Origin of the sequence: Levilactobacillus sp. HBUAS70063, assembly GCF_038374745.1 — a bacterium.
Taxonomy (GTDB): Bacteria; Bacillota; Bacilli; order Lactobacillales; family Lactobacillaceae; genus Levilactobacillus.
This window is the reverse complement of the sequence record NZ_JBANSM010000002.1, coordinates 64,599-78,668: the sequence shown is the minus strand read 5'-3', so window position 1 is coordinate 78,668 and position 14,070 is coordinate 64,599. Positions and strand designations below refer to the sequence as shown.

Below are 14,070 nucleotides of genomic sequence, written 5' to 3'. Positions count from 1 at the left end.
CTCATCATCTAATCTCTCTTCAAAAGACATTATTCACAAAAAAGAACAGCCATTTGTTGAGGTGAACCCCCAAGATTGGACAGAAAAATCCAATCTTTGGGGTTTTACTATGGTTAAGTTTAATTTAGACTTTAGGATTAAAGTCGTCACTGAATGTTTAAGTGGTATTGGTTCAACTTCACTAGCTAAGAAATACCGAATCAGTAAGGAGGGAACCATTCTCCTTTGGGCTAGTCGCTTCCAAAAGTACGGTATTGACGGATTGAAGTTAAAGAGTCGGAAGCCAGAATATTCTAGTCAGTTCAAGGTCGATGTATTAAACTGGAGAAAACAACATCAGGCCTCGCTTCCGGTAGCAGCTCTGAACTTCAACCGGTCTTCGCCAAGTACCATTTGGCAATGGGAAAGGCGCTTTGAGAAACAAGGGATCGTTGGCCTTGAACGAAAGCGAGGAAAGCCTAAAATTATGGTTAAGCACAAGCAAATAAAGTCCTCAAAGAGTAGCAATAAACCTACTACTGCCGATGAACTGAAGCAACTGAAACAAGAGAACTTGATGTTAAAGATTGAGAACGAATACCTAAAAAAACTCGAGGCCTTAGCTCAGAAGAAGTCAGCAGACAAGAAATCTCGCAAACAGTGACCGAGTTAAGGCAGGTCTTTCAAGTACCCATCAAACTTATACTCAGAGTAGTCAAGGTCCCAAGAAGTACGTATTATTACGCACGCTCACATCGTCAGCAGGAAAGGTTAGATGACTCTCCAATTATCCAGGCAATCGATGAGATTCGACAGGAAGATCCTAAGTACACCAAGAAGTATGGTTACCGACGACTAACCAAAGCCTTACAAGAACGAGGGTTCACGGCGAATCATAAGCGAGTCTTACGCTTAATGCATGAACACGACTGGCTTTGTTTAGCTTATAATCGACAAAAACGTAAGTACAATTCATACAAAGGAACCGTTGGCAGAATTGCGCCTAACCGGTTAAATCGAAGATTCAAAACCGCTCGTCCTTACCAGAAGCTCGTTACAGATGTCAGTGAATTTCGATACGGTAGCATGAGCCAAAGTGAACGGGTCTATTTAGAGCCGGTTATTGACCTCTTCTCAGGTGAAGTATTAGCTTTCAACATCAGTGACCATCCGACAGTGGAGTTCGCTTTAAAACCGCTTAGAGAAGCTTTAGAAGGATTGCCCAAACTAGGGTATCGAGCAACCGTCCACACGGATCAAGGGTTCCAATATCAATATAAATTCTGGCGAGAAACACTCAAAGAGTATCGCGTATTTCAAAGCATGTCACGCAAAGCAACTTGTCTGGATAATGCGGCAGTTGAGTCATTCTTTCACGTTATGAAGGTCGAAGTTATGGATGAACATTTTAAGAACAAGGAAGACCTGATTCAAGCCATGACTGAGTGGATTAACTTTTACAACAAGCGTCGAATCAAAACAAAACTGGATGGCAAGTCCCCGGAAAGTACCGGGAACTCGCCATCCAGCAAGCAGCGTAAATTCTGTGTCCAACTTTAAGGGTTCACTTCATGTCCTGTTCTTTTTTTGTTACCAACTTAGATATTCTCAATCACCTTATCCCGTCCCTCCTCAACCGCTTCTGGAATCAGTCCAAGGTAATACTGACGCGTCACGGCTTTCGAACTATAACCTAGAAGCTCAGAAATATAACTAACACTCACTTCCTGGTCACGAATTTGGATTGATGCTAAAGTGCGGCAAATCGTGTGAGTACTAAATACCAGTTCGTATCAAAAATCGTACTGCAATTACTGATAAGACCGATTAATCGAACTAGGCCGCGATAGTCGATGCTCAAACTTCATGAACAACAATCGCTTATTATTCTCTACTCCACGTTGAAATAGTGATTGTCGATGAAACAATATCCATCGTCTAAGCTGTTGCATCAACTTGGATGAAATTGGAACTATCCAAATCATATTTTGTATTTTGAGATTTTTGATTTGGTAGTGATGGGCATCATAACTTTCATCAACTGTAGGTAATTACCGTCTCAGAGTCAATATCATCCTCCTTCAGGGCCAATGCTTCTCCTACCCGAAAACCACCGCATAATTACTAGTAACACTACTTGATTGAGTTGACGCATCGAGAACCACTGATCCTCCAAAAAGCCTCGAACTTTTCGATATTCTTCCTCACTCATAAACTTTTTGGCATCTAATTTGATTCGGGTTGGATTGCCATTAATCTTAATCTGAGTTAAGCTGGATTTCTAGGAATTACCTCATCAATCACAGCGTCCTTTAATGCACTTCGAACATGCGCTAAATCTTTGCGCAGTATTTCTTTCGATTATGCCAGATCACGGCACAGGGTTCTTACAGTTCGCAAATATTCAAGATGACCTGAATATGACAATCTACTAGCCCGATCCCTATTCATCAGAACAATGCGGTACTAACGAGAATACTAATGGTTTAGCAATGCCAGAACCAACTAAATCGGCATTCTAAGAAGATTTTAAGCTATCGTTCCCCCCTGAGGAATCTTTATTTGATAAAGTTTTGCGCTTGGTTTGACAATTCGTCGTCCTAAAAAAGCACGGCCAAACTCCAATCGAGTTTGGCCGTGTTTCTGTTAGCTGGCGTCCGCATCTTCCTGTACAAACGTATGCTTGTCGTCCAACACATACTGGAATTCCACGGCGTTCAACATCAAACTAGCCCGGAATAAGGCTTTGATGCCTTGTTCATTACTCATCACCACGAAAAACTCGCGGTCGGTACCACTCACCCGTTGAAAGGATTCATACTCTCCCTTGAAGCCTTCCTTGCGGAATAACGCGATAATCTTCATCATTTCAATCTGAGTTACTGCTTTGTCTGCCAAAATTCAATCTCTTTTCTCTATGCTAAATTTTCGGTCGCTAGTGGCCCCTCTAGTGACCGCTAGTGACTAAACGTGTGGCTACCGAGCAGCCAGTTGCGCTTAACTCCAGCGGTCGTATCAGCCATGCTGGCTAATCCGCCCACTGCCGTTAATGCTCACTGCCTAATCGCTCTTCGCCACACTCTCAATTTTTCCCACGAAAAAGCCGCCTCCACAAACGAGACGGCTCTGACGTAATCAGGTAATTACTTGCCCAACTTCGTCTTGTTAGTCATGTTTAACTTGTCATCGAAGTCGTAGACAACGGGTTCACCGGTTGCCATTTCGAGGTTCATGATGTCATCGTCGGAAATCCGTTCGATGTACTTGGAAAGGGCCCGCAATGAGTTACCGTGAGCGGCGATGATGACGTTCTTGCCATCAAGCAACTTAGGAGCAATCTCATCTTCCCAGAATGGGTTGAAGGCAGTACACCAGATCCATTGATAACACTGACTTACGTAACTATCTTTTCTCTGGATAGTTGCCAGGTAGTGACAAGAAGAAAGCCTCAAATATAAAATAAATCGACTAATGCTTTCCCAAAGCAAAAAAAATAGTAGACACCACAGCGGCATCTACCACATTCTATTCTGAATCTAAACACCTTCTCGTTTCCGATTCTCTTTAGCCTGCATATCCACAACCCTAACTAATTCCACAATCACTGCTGCAGCCATTTTCAACAAAATCCGCTTAGCCAAATATATGTCAATAATCACTCAACCTCGCCTCCTAATTCTGACCAACTCAGCCTACCATTCACAACAACTCCCGCCGCATACATGACACTTAGCTCGTCGTTGGTCAGAACGTAGCCCAACACCTTATTGTCGTATGCACCATACAGATAAACGACTAAGAACTTAGGCAATTCATCAATATCTAAACGTAAGGGTAAATAGCTTTCATCCAGTTCACTTCGTTCTAGACTGTAGGCTTCACTGGATAATTCACCGTTAATACGCTTACAACCAATCTTCTCCATCTTTGACCGAATCCAGTCTTGCCACATCTTTTGGTCAATCACGTCAACACCTACTTTCTTCTATGTTCCTATGATCCATTGCCAGCGCAAAAAGGCCCTCAACTATTTCAAAGTTGAGGGTCTATCTGTGTTCAATGCCTAATAATCTGTAACGGTCAAATCGATGGTGTCACCATCACCAGAGGGTCTAATCCAATAAGTACCCTCTGTATCACCGGATGTGATGTCAAAGTTGTAGGTTCCTGGGAAGAATCCGCTACTAAGGTCGCTCTTAGTTACTGTCTGATTTTTACCGCCGTCTGTTAGCTTAACGGTAAAATCACTGCCATACCCTGTGTAATTGTAAACCTTAACCGGCGACTTGCGGGTCGTCAGATAATAGCTATTGAAGATTCCTAATACCTTCTTACTTTCAACATCGAAGTGATAAGTTGCCTTTGTTCCAGTCACTTTCCGCCCATCGACAATAATCTGACCAATCTCACTTCTAGCATCCGTAGAATTGTTGTACATGTCTTTCACAACGCTTTGAGCACCAATATCGCTAAATTTAGTCTCTTGGTTATCCTTGGCAAATTGTTTCAAGAAGAGCTTACCATCTTTCTTTTGTACTGCCTTTGTAATGTTATCGGCTAACCGATTCTCAGAAACAGCCACTCGCGTTTTGACAAACAGAAGGCCCCCTGCGAGGACAACTAAAACGACAATAACTAATGCGATTATATCTTTTTTCTTCATTGCCTTACCCTTTCTTATCCATGAACATCAAAACAATCGGGTAGATAGCGACAATAGGAATCATCATCAACCAGCCAATCCCTGCGTTCTTTCCGATATACGTTAGACGCCGCATAATAGCTGACACTAACAAAATACTAGTGGCCCAAGCGAGAAGCTCTCCTACTACCGGGATAAAGATCAAAATGAAATTCACTAAGTAGACTGCCACGAATCCCCACCAAAAGACTGACTTTCGACTTTCTGGGGTATTCCCATTGAATTCAAATACATGTTGCATAATGTACTGAACACTTCCGACAAAACCCAATTGTGGCTGTGCCCCTTCAGCTTCTACCGAATCCGTCTTCGTATCTTGACTAGGCTGAACAACTGTTGCCTTTTGAGTTGGCTCACCTGTCTTCACGCTTTTCTCCACAGGATCATTTGCCACCGGCATTTCTGTAACTGCTACTGGATTACCACAAGCTGGACAAAATTTAGCTCCTTCAGCTAATTCATGACCGCATTTCACACAATACTTCATTCTTACAACAACTCCTCATGATTATTTGTATTCTCATTCTCTCGTGCTACCTGACGAATCCATTTTTGAGAGTAACCATATTTTCTAGCCAGCTCTTGCTGATTTCGTCCGGTGTATTCTTTTCTCACCCTCTTTGCCGCTAAATTTCTATCATACAGATGTGTTGGAATCGTCATTTGCATGCCCTTATACTGCTGATAGATTTTCAACATTGAGTCCACCCCTACTAATTCACTAAGTCCTCGATAGAAGTGATGTAACGCCGATATCTCGACTTTTTCGTTCATCTCACTCTCACCACCTTTATCTTTAATATTAGAGATGTCGTTATCCTTTCGGAACAGCACTTTGGCCATCACCTTTCCTTGAACTTTGCCTGACACTTCCAAAGCATTTGTCCTTAATGACTATTCACTAATGACCCGAAGCGCCTGAGTATTGAATTTTTCCACTTGCTCTGGAAGCAATCCAATGTAATACTTCTCAGTCACTAGAACACTCGCATGTCCTAAATATTGAGAAATATAATTAATCGAAATATCCTTATCTGCAATCATTAAGCTGGCCAACGTATGTCGTAACGTATGGGTACTATACTTTGGCTCGATGCCTAGGCGTTTTTGCAATTGATGATAAGTTGAATTAATATTTGTCGCTCTCACCAATACGCCCCGCCGATTTAGTAATAAGAAGTGTTGAGGATTAGCAATACCCAATTGGAATAACCGTTTTCGATGAAAGCTAATCCAGTGACGTAAAATCTGTGAAACCTTAGGTGGGATAGGGATAGTTCGGTTAGCGTGGGGAGTCTTAGGTACTCTTAACGTGTGATGGGCGCTATCCCATGATTCATCAACTCGAATCGTATTATGCAGTAAATCAATATCTTCATACTTTAAGGCTAGGCACTCGCCCACTCGTAAGGCTGACTGAGAAATAATCATCAAAGCTAGCCTATTCGTGCTATACATCTGGTAATCGTAATTCAGCAAGAAATCTCGCACCTTCCTAAAATCACTGATAGCCATGAACTTTCTATCATCCGACTTAGTTAGACTAGGATCCGCAATAATATTCAACTCCCCTAGGGCTGGATTACGGGCTATAACGCCATCAACAACGGCATCTCGTAAACATGCTCGTATATGCATTAAGTCCTTACGAGCTGTTTCATGACTCATACCCAACACGTTCAAGTAACGTTGAATTTTGTTACGGTCTAATTGCTCGACTCTAACGTTTCCCATTAGCCGTTTGAAGTGGCGGTAACTTACTCGATATGTCTCTAGTGTATTGGGACTAACCACAGGCGCTTTGTACAACTGAACCCAGTGCCAGTAATAGTCAACGAATGGCCAGTTAGCCATCTCAAAGGTTGTTCCTGTATCGAAGTCCACTTGCATCTGATGGAGCCAACTTTTGGCTTGTTTCTGGTCATCAAATGTTTTGGTCTTTCTGCGTCTCGTAGAACCTGACCCTATAGTGAACTCCGCCTTATACGCCCTGCCGCCCTTCATTGGGTTTGGATACACTCGACTCATTTTGCTTTTCTCCTTTCTTTAGTGACATCCAATCAGTATGCCAAGCGGAAAGTTGCCAACGCTCATTTCGAATGGCTAGTGGATGTACTGGCTTGCCCTTTCCGTTTACCAGCACCATCACCTTCTTGTACATTTCTGCCTTTCCAATGGCTTGCCAAAATTCTTGAATACGTGCCATTGCTATCTCTGAACGATCTGGTAGGGAGCCAATAGCCACAATGACCCGATCAGCAATCTTGCAAACTTTCATTAGTTCATCCATGCCATCTTCAGCATAAGCCACTGATAAGTTCTTATTAGTTGGCCATTTGACTGTTTGAGTGAATAGATTAGCAATGATAACCCCGCCATACGTTTCCATATCAAGTGTGGCATTTCTAATCAATGTGCCCGTTAGGTCTTGTTCCAACAAGCCGTGACTTGCCGGATAGTTAGCCAGCACTAAAACAACTGGTTTGGCTGTATCCCACACTTCCTTGATCCAATAAACATCATCTCCCTTAGACTTTTGCGTCACTTCAATCGTTGCTTTTGACAAGTGCTTTCGTTCGTCACCTGTTGCCATTTTCACCACTCCTAAAAAGTTTTTTTCTGGCGACCACCCTAGCCCACCAGGCCACCCAATCCAAAAAGCCCATGACCAAATCGGCCATGAGCTCATAGGTAAGCAGTTGTACATAATAATAATATATATTTATACCCCTCTTTTTCCACACCATAGATTCACCGGGTGGATTAGGTGGCCTAGGGGGTCTATCAAAGAAAAACTAGTCTCAAATTTCAGCAATCACGTTAGCCACTTGAGAACGTTGGCCCTCAATTTCATCGGGAATAAGGCCCAAATAGTATTGCTGCGTAATCGCTTCAGAACTATGTCCCAGAAATCGAGAGACATACGTCAGCGTGATACTAGGATTTTGAATCATCTGAGACACTAGGAAATGTCGCAATGTATGCGTACTGAAAAATGTTTCAAACCCCAGCTTTTTTTGTAACTGATGGTAATAGTAATTGACGCTAGTTGCCCGAGGAAGTTCACCATTGCCCATCAAAAATAGTAATCGTTTGGGATTGGCGATGCCTCGCTTTGCCAGCCATTCATCGTGCATTTTTTGCCAAGATGTCAACATCGTCACTAGCTGCGAAGTCATGGGAATATCTCTGACAGCATTTGCCGTCTTGGTTGGCCGCAAATCTCGCGTACAGGTATCGAAACTCTCATCCACACGGAGTAGTCTTTGTGAAACATCAACATCATCTTCGCGTAATGCCAGGGCTTCACCCACTCGCAAACCAGTCTGACAGATAACTGCCAAAACTATCAGCGGAATTTGCTTTGTACTTAGCTCTTGATTCATCAACCTATCGCGCACTGCTTGATATTGGGCCTTAGTCATGATTTTCTTGTCTTTTCCACGAGTATGCTTTGTATTCGCAACTAACCGTATACGCTGAGTCGGATTGTGGGGTATGACCCCATCAGCCACTGCGTCCGCCAACGCTGTTCTAAGATGAACTAAATCCTTGCGCAACGTCTCAATGGAATGGTTGCGACCCAAGGCATTGAAGTATCCTTGGATAACCACACGACTCAAATCAGCCAACGTTAGTGTGGGCAAGTAATTTTGAACATGCTTGCGCGTTGCCGTATAAGTTGCTTTGGTGGCTGGAGCAACACCCTTTTTGAACAGCGCGAACCACACCTTCAAGTAATCTGCCAACAACATATCACGACTAAAATACTGGTTTCTAGCATGAGTCGCAACCGTCTCCGCCAACCACCCTTGCGCTTCACGCTTGCTATCAAAAACCCGACAAATCCGCATACGGTGGCTACCACTTCCCTGAGTAAATTCAGCTCGCCAGGGTCGCGCTTGCTTACCCTTGCAGGGGTTCTTTACAATTCTAGACATTGCTCTTCCTCCTAAAAAAGGGAGCCTGTAACAGCTTCCTTTTCAAGTGCATTCCTACTAGTCATACCAATTCTGAGTACGTCTCTTGATATAATCCAAGAGGCCTCGACGGGGTAATCTCACCCTGCCTCGATTGAATATTAGCCGTGGCAATTCGGGATCAAGAAGCAATTCCTTCACATCGTCTGACGAAATACCAAGCAATTTAGCAGCTTTAGCTATCGTCAGCATTTTGTACTCCACAGAATCGTTCAACTCCTCACTAGTTGCTGACTCTTTCATCTGTATCATCTCCCAAGCGAATGTGGTCCAAGTAGTCAACTCCACGGACTTTCACTGGCTCTTTTGCGGTTCTAACAGCTTGCTGCCAGTAACTGTTAGCTTCCCTCCAAAATTGCTTGTTAGACAATACGGGTAGAGCCATTCTTGATTCCCAAGACTGATAGTCCTTATAAATATCTGGTTTACGAACTCTACCACTCTGCGACCGATGGATACGACGTTCAAGATACTTCAGCACATTGGGTTTCCCCTTATCAAGATACTCGCGTTTGGCTTCTTTCATCGCTACCGATTCGGTAAACGTATATCCATTTTTACGCAAGTGTCTCAAAGCTTTGATTGCCAGAAAAGCAATTCCCGGCATCTCGCGTTCCAACTGCTTAGACAAGTCCTTGTTCGCCACATCCTCTGTGAAGGTATGTGGGAATAGTAATAATATTAGCCGACGCTCAAAGCCTATAGTCTGTTCCGCCTGCGGTAGACTGTTAAAAGCGAAGGTCAGCTTAATTCGCAGAACCATTTCCTTGGCGTCCTGATACTTTTGATTTACCGTAACTGGGCTACCAGTCGTTAATAACTTTAATATATCAGTAGGAAAGGCGCCATCAGGCGATTCATCGCTGAGTAGTGATGCTTTACCAACTAATGGTGCCAGCCCAAAGTCGCCTCCTAACTGTTGTAGTTTGGTACTTGTGGTATTTGCTCCACCAACCAGACTACGCATAACTGTTAATAGCGTAGACTTTCCACTCGCTCCAGATGAAATCATGAATAAGAAAGACTCGCCTGCATGCTCACGATCCAATTGATACCCCATCCACTCTTGCACAAATGTGGCGGTTTCATCATCATCAAACGTCGTGGAAAGAAAATTTCCCCACTTGGGGGTGGGCATACTACAAGGGCTCACCTGCGACTTCATTGTGGATAAGCATTCTGGACTAAAATCCACCAAATCAAGGCTCTTTAAGTCCAGCGCTTTATCTTTGAAGATGTAATATCGTCTATTCATCTCATCGGCATCAACTTTTCGAGCTCGCCTACGAAGCAACTCAAAAAGCTTTTGTTCGGCATTCTGTGTCCACACATCGCCACCCGAATAATTGAGCAACAATGCAATTGGTCTTCCTAAAGTAGTAGCATCAACATAGATACCTTCACTGTAGTTGTAAACGAGCAACTGATCATCTACTACGATAAGCTTCATATTGGCCAAAACAAAGATGACCAGCTTCTCGCTATCCAAGTGAAAGTTTCCACTTTTCTGCGTAATTAGTCCAATCACTAATCGTAAAGCCTGCTTGAACGCTTGAATTGCTGCGTCTGAAACAACTGGTAGCTGCACGCTCTCGTTGCGCGACCCTAATCCCAGTAATGAAGAGACAATCGAACCAATCTTGCCCGCTTGCTCGCACAACAATCTAACTTCATCTGCGTATGATGAGGCGTTAATACCACCAGTACCACCCCCTCTGATTTCTTTGACGAATTTCTCATTGCATCTTACGAAGGGGTCCCCTTCAGTTTTTAAATCTGAAATTAAGCTATCCATCCTGTGCCTCCAATTGATATCGAATAATTTACTCTGCCTGACCAGCTTGAAGAAATACAAGGCATTTGAAACTCACCTTTCACTAGTCTTCAGTATAAAAGTTTTATTATATTATTTATGTGTTTTTAGGGTGCCCGTTCGCGGTATTGCCTTTTCACAACTACTTTCCTCCTTACAAAGGTATTATTCTCAATACCTAATTGAAATCGCTAAATTCGTTGTCACTACTTGTCGGATATTGGCTCAGTCCGCCTTGTAGCCCTCGGCTATCATCACTTGTACTACCGGGATTCCATGACCAATTTCTAGTACGCGGGTACACACGGTCATTTCGCATATAGTTTTCATAATCAAGTGAACACGTAACGTCTACCCAGTCGTCTAGATTAATAGCATAGTTAGAATTCCCATCAGATTGTGCATATTTCATTAATGACTTAGAAAAATCAATCAACCGTACATCACCCTTTCCAAATAAACGATCTTCGATTTCGCGCCCATCAATCACAAAACGAAGAATTAGATAGTCTAGCTGTTGAGGATTTTCTAAAGAGTATCTTTGTTCGATACCTTTCAACATACAGCCATCGTAATGGCCCTCTTGCAGCGGTAAAAATTGACTCAAATTCAAAAAGTTATTATTCATGATAATTTCCTCCTATTTTTTCCATTGTGAATAAGTTGTTGGCAGGCAATACAAGGCCCAAATCATCAATAGCATTAACATAGGCTTTCAACATTGTCGACTTTAATTCACTAATATTCTGAGTTGGACAAGCGCAAATAATTTCATCATAAATGACGTTCACCACATGAACATCAATTGGTAGCCTCACAAGTACCTGCTTTGTAAGTAACGATGTAGCCGATTGGACTGGAAGATTTTGACGCAATGTCGGACGCAACCAAGAACTCCCAATTCGAGGCACTAACTGTGTCTGGCGTAACCCATAATAAAGATACCGACTATGACGAAATTCGTTTAACAGACGCATCATCTCAGGATAAAGCGACTGTAGTAGTTGGTACGGATTTTTCGAAAGGTTTAATTTGTTTTTCGCTACAATCCCGGCTAATGTCTCTGGTCCTCCACCATATATTAAGGCATAGACCACCGTTTTGGCTGTCTTCCGCATATTAGGCGTGACATCCTTGCTTTCAACCTCAAACAACTTGCTTGCAATATAGCAGTGTATGTCATCACCATTACGAATTTGAGTTAATAGCCGTCTACAGTTCGAGGCGCCAGCTAGAAGTCGGAGTTCAATTTGATTATCATCGAAGCTAATCAAACTTTCTTGGTCAGGCACCACAAAGTAATTACGCATCTCCTTAGGCAGAGCCGTCATTGGTAGATTATGTGCCGTCATCCGACCGCTTAACGAAGCATAGGCGTCCCAGTGTCCAGACAACTCAACATATCGGCCACCATTCGTGGGACGCAATCGATCACGAAAACGATGTAAGAATACATCAAGGTTACGTTTTTTCAGTAATAGCTGAATAATCGGACTATCATGACGGTGCTCCACCAACCACTGCGTGCTAAGCGAGTTCAACTGAATTCCCATTTGGCGGCATCGCTCAACAATTTGCTGGTCATCGCGGACCGAATACATTCCCAATGTGGGTACATAATCTCGAATTTCATCAAGAACTTGACTTAATTGGTCTTCTCGGCGTGCTAGACCCGTTGTCAGCCAACTGTCATAATCCAAAGTAATCGACTCTGAATCCAATGCCTCAATCAACGGTTGCACAGCAATTTGAACATCTAAAGCAGTCGACATACCCATACCACGGAGATACCTTTCACAATGTCTCAATTGGTTAGAGCTTAAAGAATTCGATGGTTGCAGTGCCATTTTCTCCAACACATACCCCGGTAATTTAGACATAGAAAATCAACCCTTTCTAAAGTTGGTATCAATTTATAGAATGTGAGACTCACAAAAATCTCACCATATTAGCACCTGGTTGACCACGGATTAAAATATTTTTCACGAAGTACTCCTTCTCGCTAGCCATGTCATGTACTAATAAATTCCAAAATTTCGAACTTTAACAAAGTCCAAATTTAGGTTTGGAATCGAAGTCTCAAAAAAGTCTTCCAACGATTTAATGATTTTATCCATGAATTTATCTTTCTTCCCGTCCGCAATCTTCCATAACGACTCATTTTGAAGCGGTAATACCAGCTTGGCTTCGCCACCGCCTGCCAATGCTTCATAACAAGAAATCATGGCTTCCTTGACCAACGTGTTAGACACTGTCTCAATTTCAGTCCGCATCTTAGTGCGCTGATCGAGATGCCGTGGCAAAGGTGCAGTTCCCCACGGAGTATATAGAATATTATTGATGATGCTCCCCGGATTCTGCAATTCAGGATAGGTAGTAAAGAAGTCATCTCTAACCTCTACCAACCGTTCGTAGGCATCGTCGTCATCAACCTGGTGCAATTCCATCAGAACAGTCCTCATCAACATAGTATTCCCTCGTAAAAGGAAATACGTAATGCGGCGGGCCAATTCTCTGAGGCCCTCCTCGCTAGTGCTAATATTTCCCACCAGTTTTAGCGTCTTAGCAAATCGTTGTCCCAGCATAAGGTAGACATCTTTTCCTGCATCGAACATATGCTGTAGCTTTTTGCATCCCGATAATGCCACAGCGACACTCAGTTCAATTCCGTGGAAGTTAATGGAAATCAGGTTCTCCCTAACCAATGCTTTATGGAACATCTCGGACAACGGATATACACCTGAATAACTATAATATTTTCTGTAAAATGGGTCACGGAACTTTTCGTAGTGCGTCAGGCCCCTCGTTCGCCACCGATTAGCTTGTGAACAGGCATCCAACCAATAATTCTGAACAGCTACTCTCTTATTCATCTTATCGGCTACCTGTAGCTTTTGAAGACGGCTACCCGCGTTCCTGCCCAATATTCCGCTTTGCCCCAGGGCAACGGAAACCTTTGGCTGAATGACCTGGTCATACCACTCAGAATCCATGCTTTGAGCGATACCCTCGTCAACTTGGTCAATAATTGGTTGGACTTTTGCAATCAATTCAAGTTTGTGCTTCAAGAAACCATATCGTTCCAAGTAGTTATTTGCACTCTGTACATTTTTATCGGTCAGCTTCGTATTGGCATTCCATCCCATACTCTCAACGACAAGTGAAGCCGGAAGCGACTGCCCACAGATATTTACAACACTGGTATCGTCACCGTTCTGAATATGAATGATTTTTTCTGAATTCAACATTATAATTCCTCCTATACTTCATCCTAGGTTAACTCGTTACCCCACGGATACCTTTGTAGCATCGGCGCCAACGCTACAAAGGATTCCAATTCCCTTATCGCAAATCAATCACGCTCTGCTTGCAGTAGGAATGGGCAATGCAATTAACTTATGTATCAAATATACCTACAACAATCTCGGTCTTATAGTGCGAGAATCATAATCATTCATGCTGTTAAACGTGTACCAAAAAGACTGACTCTACATTAGTAGTGTCAGCCTTTTTTACTTACTTTGAGAATGAATTTACAGAGGGACAGCGGCTATCTAGAAAGCTTTTATCCGTCACCCTCTTAAAACTACTATCAA

16 protein-coding genes and 2 pseudogenes are annotated in these 14,070 nt (G+C 42.9%); 3 read left to right on the top strand and 15 right to left on the bottom strand.

The annotated features are described in order from the left end of the window. Nucleotides 1–61: 61 nt before the first annotated feature. From V8I28_RS03270 to V8I28_RS13100, 3 genes and pseudogenes are all read left to right on the top strand, one after another. Entirely contained in the window at nucleotides 62–643 is a 582-nt protein-coding gene (locus tag V8I28_RS03270) for a helix-turn-helix domain-containing protein (protein ID WP_341778692.1), read from the top strand. Further along, the gene (locus V8I28_RS03265) at nucleotides 640–1,539 is read left to right on the top strand and encodes an IS3 family transposase (RefSeq protein WP_341778691.1); all 900 of its coding nucleotides are present in this window, start codon (nucleotides 640–642) and stop codon (nucleotides 1,537–1,539) included. Before V8I28_RS03270 ends, V8I28_RS03265 begins: the two co-directional genes overlap by 4 nt. A 794-nt stretch (nucleotides 1,540–2,333) precedes the next feature. Beyond that, a pseudogene (locus V8I28_RS13100) lies at nucleotides 2,334–2,567 on the top strand (IS30 family transposase); the annotation flags it as partial. Nucleotides 2,568–2,625: 58 nt separating this feature from the next. Here the strand turns inward: V8I28_RS13100 and V8I28_RS03260 are convergent. From V8I28_RS03260 to V8I28_RS03190, 15 genes and pseudogenes are all read right to left on the bottom strand, one after another. Then, a complete protein-coding gene (locus V8I28_RS03260; RefSeq protein WP_341778690.1) occupies nucleotides 2,626–2,877 on the bottom strand; it encodes a hypothetical protein in 252 nt (83 codons plus the stop codon). A gap of 245 nt (nucleotides 2,878–3,122) precedes the next feature. After that, a pseudogene (locus V8I28_RS03255) lies at nucleotides 3,123–3,335 on the bottom strand (2,3-bisphosphoglycerate-dependent phosphoglycerate mutase); the annotation flags it as partial. A 180-nt stretch (nucleotides 3,336–3,515) separates the two neighbouring features. Beyond that, the gene (locus tag V8I28_RS03250; protein WP_341778689.1) at nucleotides 3,516–3,638 is read right to left on the bottom strand and encodes a hypothetical protein; all 123 of its coding nucleotides are present in this window, start codon (nucleotides 3,636–3,638) and stop codon (nucleotides 3,516–3,518) included. Then, nucleotides 3,635–3,946, bottom strand: a complete 312-nt coding sequence (locus tag V8I28_RS03245) for a hypothetical protein (RefSeq protein WP_341778688.1) — start codon at nucleotides 3,944–3,946, stop codon at nucleotides 3,635–3,637. The genes V8I28_RS03250 and V8I28_RS03245 overlap by 4 nt, the downstream gene beginning before the upstream one ends. 96 nt (nucleotides 3,947–4,042) lie before the next feature. Further along, the gene (locus V8I28_RS03240) at nucleotides 4,043–4,642 is read right to left on the bottom strand and encodes a hypothetical protein (protein WP_341778687.1); all 600 of its coding nucleotides are present in this window, start codon (nucleotides 4,640–4,642) and stop codon (nucleotides 4,043–4,045) included. A gap of 4 nt (nucleotides 4,643–4,646) precedes the next feature. Next, complete coding sequence (locus V8I28_RS03235; protein ID WP_341778686.1) at nucleotides 4,647–5,168, bottom strand: zinc-ribbon domain-containing protein; 522 nt, start codon at nucleotides 5,166–5,168, stop codon at nucleotides 4,647–4,649. Between the two features lie 2 nt (nucleotides 5,169–5,170). After that, nucleotides 5,171–5,551 carry a Mor transcription activator family protein gene (locus tag V8I28_RS03230; protein WP_341778685.1) on the bottom strand — a complete coding sequence of 127 codons (381 nt, stop codon included), beginning with the start codon at nucleotides 5,549–5,551 and terminating at the stop codon, nucleotides 5,171–5,173. 24 nt (nucleotides 5,552–5,575) lie between these two features. Continuing rightward, the gene (locus V8I28_RS03225; RefSeq protein ID WP_341778684.1) at nucleotides 5,576–6,709 is read right to left on the bottom strand and encodes a tyrosine-type recombinase/integrase; all 1,134 of its coding nucleotides are present in this window, start codon (nucleotides 6,707–6,709) and stop codon (nucleotides 5,576–5,578) included. Then, nucleotides 6,663–7,274 (bottom strand): DUF1643 domain-containing protein, encoded by a 612-nt coding sequence (locus V8I28_RS03220; protein WP_341778683.1) that lies wholly within the window; start codon nucleotides 7,272–7,274, stop codon nucleotides 6,663–6,665. Before V8I28_RS03220 ends, V8I28_RS03225 begins: the two co-directional genes overlap by 47 nt. A 208-nt stretch (nucleotides 7,275–7,482) precedes the next feature. Further along, complete coding sequence (locus V8I28_RS03215) at nucleotides 7,483–8,622, bottom strand: tyrosine-type recombinase/integrase (RefSeq protein WP_341778682.1); 1,140 nt, start codon at nucleotides 8,620–8,622, stop codon at nucleotides 7,483–7,485. 57 nt (nucleotides 8,623–8,679) lie between these two features. After that, nucleotides 8,680–8,853, bottom strand: coding sequence for a helix-turn-helix domain-containing protein (locus V8I28_RS03210; RefSeq protein ID WP_341779007.1), 174 nt, complete (start codon nucleotides 8,851–8,853; stop codon nucleotides 8,680–8,682). 31 nt (nucleotides 8,854–8,884) lie between these two features. After that, nucleotides 8,885–10,456, bottom strand: a complete 1,572-nt coding sequence (locus tag V8I28_RS03205) for a DNA primase family protein (protein ID WP_341778681.1) — start codon at nucleotides 10,454–10,456, stop codon at nucleotides 8,885–8,887. 196 nt (nucleotides 10,457–10,652) lie between these two features. Continuing rightward, complete coding sequence (locus V8I28_RS03200) at nucleotides 10,653–11,102, bottom strand: hypothetical protein (RefSeq protein ID WP_341778680.1); 450 nt, start codon at nucleotides 11,100–11,102, stop codon at nucleotides 10,653–10,655. Then, a complete protein-coding gene (locus V8I28_RS03195; RefSeq protein ID WP_341778679.1) occupies nucleotides 11,095–12,354 on the bottom strand; it encodes a DNA polymerase in 1,260 nt (419 codons plus the stop codon). The genes V8I28_RS03200 and V8I28_RS03195 overlap by 8 nt, the downstream gene beginning before the upstream one ends. 138 nt (nucleotides 12,355–12,492) lie before the next feature. Then, entirely contained in the window at nucleotides 12,493–13,722 is a 1,230-nt protein-coding gene (locus V8I28_RS03190) for a hypothetical protein (RefSeq protein WP_341778678.1), read from the bottom strand. Between the last annotated feature and the right edge of the window lie 348 nt (nucleotides 13,723–14,070).

Bases quoted from the DNA above. Each gene is read 5' to 3' on its own strand.
- V8I28_RS03240 (WP_341778687.1), bottom strand. From the start codon at position 4,642: ATGAAGAAAAAAGATATAATCGCATTAGTTATTGTCGTTTTAGTTGTC.
- V8I28_RS03205 (WP_341778681.1), bottom strand. From the start codon at position 10,456: ATGGATAGCTTAATTTCAGATTTAAAAACTGAAGGGGACCCCTTCGTA.
- V8I28_RS03220 (WP_341778683.1), bottom strand. From the start codon at position 7,274: ATGGCAACAGGTGACGAACGAAAGCACTTGTCAAAAGCAACGATTGAA.
- V8I28_RS03200 (WP_341778680.1), bottom strand. From the start codon at position 11,102: ATGAATAATAACTTTTTGAATTTGAGTCAATTTTTACCGCTGCAAGAG.
- V8I28_RS03190 (WP_341778678.1), bottom strand. From the start codon at position 13,722: ATGTTGAATTCAGAAAAAATCATTCATATTCAGAACGGTGACGATACC.
- V8I28_RS03210 (WP_341779007.1), bottom strand. From the start codon at position 8,853: ATGCTGACGATAGCTAAAGCTGCTAAATTGCTTGGTATTTCGTCAGAC.
- V8I28_RS03225 (WP_341778684.1), bottom strand. From the start codon at position 6,709: ATGAGTCGAGTGTATCCAAACCCAATGAAGGGCGGCAGGGCGTATAAG.
- V8I28_RS03195 (WP_341778679.1), bottom strand. From the start codon at position 12,354: ATGTCTAAATTACCGGGGTATGTGTTGGAGAAAATGGCACTGCAACCA.
- V8I28_RS03235 (WP_341778686.1), bottom strand. From the start codon at position 5,168: ATGAAGTATTGTGTGAAATGCGGTCATGAATTAGCTGAAGGAGCTAAA.
- V8I28_RS03215 (WP_341778682.1), bottom strand. From the start codon at position 8,622: ATGTCTAGAATTGTAAAGAACCCCTGCAAGGGTAAGCAAGCGCGACCC.